Origin of the sequence: Tepidimonas sp. (genome assembly GCF_046292505.1) — a bacterium.
Lineage (GTDB): Bacteria > Pseudomonadota > Gammaproteobacteria > Burkholderiales > Burkholderiaceae_C > Tepidimonas.
In genome coordinates, this window is sequence record NZ_JBKBQX010000051.1 from 1 (window position 1) to 3083 (window position 3083).

At 53.1% G+C, this 3083-nt stretch carries 9 protein-coding genes; all 9 read right to left on the reverse strand.

The annotated features are described in order from the left end of the window. Positions 1-78: 78 nt before the first annotated feature. The 9 genes from ACK4TH_RS11265 to ACK4TH_RS11305 all read right to left on the reverse strand — a co-directional run bounded on the left by ACK4TH_RS11265 (position 79) and on the right by ACK4TH_RS11305 (position 3047). The gene (locus tag ACK4TH_RS11265; RefSeq protein WP_409626519.1) at positions 79-291 is read right to left on the reverse strand and encodes a hypothetical protein; all 213 of its coding nucleotides are present in this window, start codon (positions 289-291) and stop codon (positions 79-81) included. 91 nt (positions 292-382) lie between these two features. Then, positions 383-508, reverse strand: coding sequence for a hypothetical protein (locus ACK4TH_RS11270; RefSeq protein WP_409626522.1), 126 nt, complete (start codon positions 506-508; stop codon positions 383-385). Positions 509-625: 117 nt separating this feature from the next. Next, positions 626-817 (reverse strand): hypothetical protein, encoded by a 192-nt coding sequence (locus ACK4TH_RS11275; RefSeq protein ID WP_409626525.1) that lies wholly within the window; start codon positions 815-817, stop codon positions 626-628. 267 nt (positions 818-1084) lie between these two features. After that, positions 1085-1231, reverse strand: a complete 147-nt coding sequence (locus ACK4TH_RS11280; protein ID WP_409626528.1) for a hypothetical protein — start codon at positions 1229-1231, stop codon at positions 1085-1087. Positions 1232-1573: 342 nt separating this feature from the next. Next, positions 1574-1981 carry a hypothetical protein gene (locus ACK4TH_RS11285; protein ID WP_409626531.1) on the reverse strand — a complete coding sequence of 136 codons (408 nt, stop codon included), beginning with the start codon at positions 1979-1981 and terminating at the stop codon, positions 1574-1576. 49 nt (positions 1982-2030) lie between these two features. Beyond that, the gene (locus ACK4TH_RS11290; protein ID WP_409626534.1) at positions 2031-2279 is read right to left on the reverse strand and encodes a hypothetical protein; all 249 of its coding nucleotides are present in this window, start codon (positions 2277-2279) and stop codon (positions 2031-2033) included. A gap of 177 nt (positions 2280-2456) precedes the next feature. After that, positions 2457-2645, reverse strand: coding sequence for a hypothetical protein (locus ACK4TH_RS11295; protein ID WP_409626536.1), 189 nt, complete (start codon positions 2643-2645; stop codon positions 2457-2459). Between the two features lie 44 nt (positions 2646-2689). Further along, positions 2690-2902, reverse strand: coding sequence for a hypothetical protein (locus ACK4TH_RS11300; RefSeq protein ID WP_409626538.1), 213 nt, complete (start codon positions 2900-2902; stop codon positions 2690-2692). 10 nt (positions 2903-2912) lie between these two features. After that, the gene (locus ACK4TH_RS11305; RefSeq protein WP_409626540.1) at positions 2913-3047 is read right to left on the reverse strand and encodes a hypothetical protein; all 135 of its coding nucleotides are present in this window, start codon (positions 3045-3047) and stop codon (positions 2913-2915) included. Positions 3048-3083 lie beyond the last annotated feature (36 nt).

The following is a 3083-nucleotide window of genomic DNA, read 5'->3' on the forward strand; positions in this document are numbered from 1 at the left end:
TTCGGACGAGAAAGCTGTTTGGGGATGACGAATGCGCTACCGTCTTAATCCCTTTGAAATCAGGGCTTGGTTCGGACTTCACCGAAAAGGTGAATACGTACATTGACCAACTGTCTTAATCCCTTTGAAATCAGGGCTTGGTTCGGACAGGAGTACCAGCGCACGCACCGCCGCGTGGTGGAGTCTTAATCCCTTTGAAATCAGGGCTTGGTTCGGACCACATCCGGGTTGGCTACTACAGCGCCAGCCTCGGGTCTTAATCCCTTTGAAATCAGGGCTTGGTTCGGACATACCCAAAGGCCAACATCGCCATCGCGCTGGCGGTCTTAATCCCTTTGAAATCAGGGCTTGGTTCGGACAAGGGGACTGTCACCAAATACGGCTACGTATCCCGTCTTAATCCCTTTGAAATCAGGGCTTGGTTCGGACCGATGGTTTGTACGAGGCCCAGATAGATCTGGGGCGTCTTAATCCCTTTGAAATCAGGGCTTGGTTCGGACACCAACACGGCCGCAAGGTCCAGGGGGTGACATGAGTCTTAATCCCTTTGAAATCAGGGCTTGGTTCGGACGCGGATCTGGTGCGCAGCAAGTTCTCCATGGCCCAGGTCTTAATCCCTTTGAAATCAGGGCTTGGTTCGGACCCCGAGGTGCCATGAAGGTGCTGCCCCTGCACCGCGTCTTAATCCCTTTGAAATCAGGGCTTGGTTCGGACCCGTTGAAGATGACGAGGACGACGAATGACCGAGTGTCTTAATCCCTTTGAAATCAGGGCTTGGTTCGGACTCCAGCAGATGGGCGGCACCGTCGAGTGGCACGAAGTCTTAATCCCTTTGAAATCAGGGCTTGGTTCGGACGCACGATGATCTCGCTGTGCACCGGGTCCAAGTGTCTTAATCCCTTTGAAATCAGGGCTTGGTTCGGACGCTCTCTTACATCAACACCATCAACCGACTGAAGTCTTAATCCCTTTGAAATCAGGGCTTGGTTCGGACCGGGTTGGGCAGCATAACCGCATCGCCCGCGAGGCGTCTTAATCCCTTTGAAATCAGGGCTTGGTTCGGACCCAGGTGTTCTTTAACAACTCAAGACTGATATCCGCGTCTTAATCCCTTTGAAATCAGGGCTTGGTTCGGACGCGCAGCCTGCTGCGCGGATGGAGTGATGAGCAGCGTCTTAATCCCTTTGAAATCAGGGCTTGGTTCGGACACCGTCGTGCTCGTGCCCAGCAAAGAGCTGGCCGAGTCTTAATCCCTTTGAAATCAGGGCTTGGTTCGGACCCTGTCGGCCGCAACAAAATCGAGCGCCAGCTTAAGTCTTAATCCCTTTGAAATCAGGGCTTGGTTCGGACCCAGACTTGGGCCTATAAAGTCGGCCAGACTGGGGTCTTAATCCCTTTGAAATCAGGGCTTGGTTCGGACGCCACTAACAACCTAAACGAGGCCACCGTCGTGGAGGTCTTAATCCCTTTGAAATCAGGGCTTGGTTCGGACGCATAGGGCAGTGTCTATCCGTCAAACCAATGGAGTCTTAATCCCTTTGAAATCAGGGCTTGGTTCGGACCGTCCCCGGTTCTATAACAACGTGCTAGCTGATGTCTTAATCCCTTTGAAATCAGGGCTTGGTTCGGACATGTGGTGCTGACGTGGTGGCGCAAACCGAACCGTCTTAATCCCTTTGAAATCAGGGCTTGGTTCGGACGCCCGCTGGCTGAGATGCTGGCAATCCGTACCGGGTCTTAATCCCTTTGAAATCAGGGCTTGGTTCGGACCCAATCCACAGTTCCTGCGCGGTGCGCAGTGGGTCTTAATCCCTTTGAAATCAGGGCTTGGTTCGGACACACCAAAGGCGAGATCGCGCTCAAGCGTGATCGTCTTAATCCCTTTGAAATCAGGGCTTGGTTCGGACAGCGTGGCGATGGTAACGTCAAGCGTAGCGCAGTGTCTTAATCCCTTTGAAATCAGGGCTTGGTTCGGACTCATGGCGAAGATTTACAAAGGTCGAGTTTCTGTTGTCTTAATCCCTTTGAAATCAGGGCTTGGTTCGGACCCGAAGCGTGGCGATGGTAACGCCAAGCGTAACGCGTCTTAATCCCTTTGAAATCAGGGCTTGGTTCGGACCTCTCACGGCCGCGCAATATAAGACGATCCGCGAGGTCTTAATCCCTTTGAAATCAGGGCTTGGTTCGGACCGGCCTTCGGGGTTAAGAAACCCCAGAGCGCAGAGTCTTAATCCCTTTGAAATCAGGGCTTGGTTCGGACGACAAGGCCAGCAATGCAACGAAGGCCGACGAAGGCGTCTTAATCCCTTTGAAATCAGGGCTTGGTTCGGACCTGCGCTAACCCTAAACGCTGACCATCCCTTGGTGGTCTTAATCCCTTTGAAATCAGGGCTTGGTTCGGACGAAGGAGAACCCGCTCCTCCGGCCGACGCAGCGGGGTCTTAATCCCTTTGAAATCAGGGCTTGGTTCGGACCAAAAATATAAAATTATTTGGGCGCAGGCCCCATGTCTTAATCCCTTTGAAATCAGGGCTTGGTTCGGACGCGTCTACCGGAAGGTAGACGCGGATTCGTGGGAGCGTCTTAATCCCTTTGAAATCAGGGCTTGGTTCGGACGCAGAAACTGCCGAAGCGTAAGGAATCAACCCGGCGTCTTAATCCCTTTGAAATCAGGGCTTGGTTCGGACCACTAGGTGGGCACTAGGTGGGCATCCAGCGGGCACGTCTTAATCCCTTTGAAATCAGGGCTTGGTTCGGACAACCCTAAGGGTTCCGGCTTGGCGTGGTTTTGAGGTGTCTTAATCCCTTTGAAATCAGGGCTTGGTTCGGACACAAGGTCACGCGCACCGTGGACACCGAAGCCCGTCTTAATCCCTTTGAAATCAGGGCTTGGTTCGGACACGTCGGCGGGTTCATGTATGCGTACGAAACAACCGTCTTAATCCCTTTGAAATCAGGGCTTGGTTCGGACTCCTCGCGCTGGCTTCGCTGGCTTCGCTGGCTTCGGTCTTAATCCCTTTGAAATCAGGGCTTGGTTCGGACTGCACCCCGGCAATATCGTTCGGTATGACAAGTACTTACGC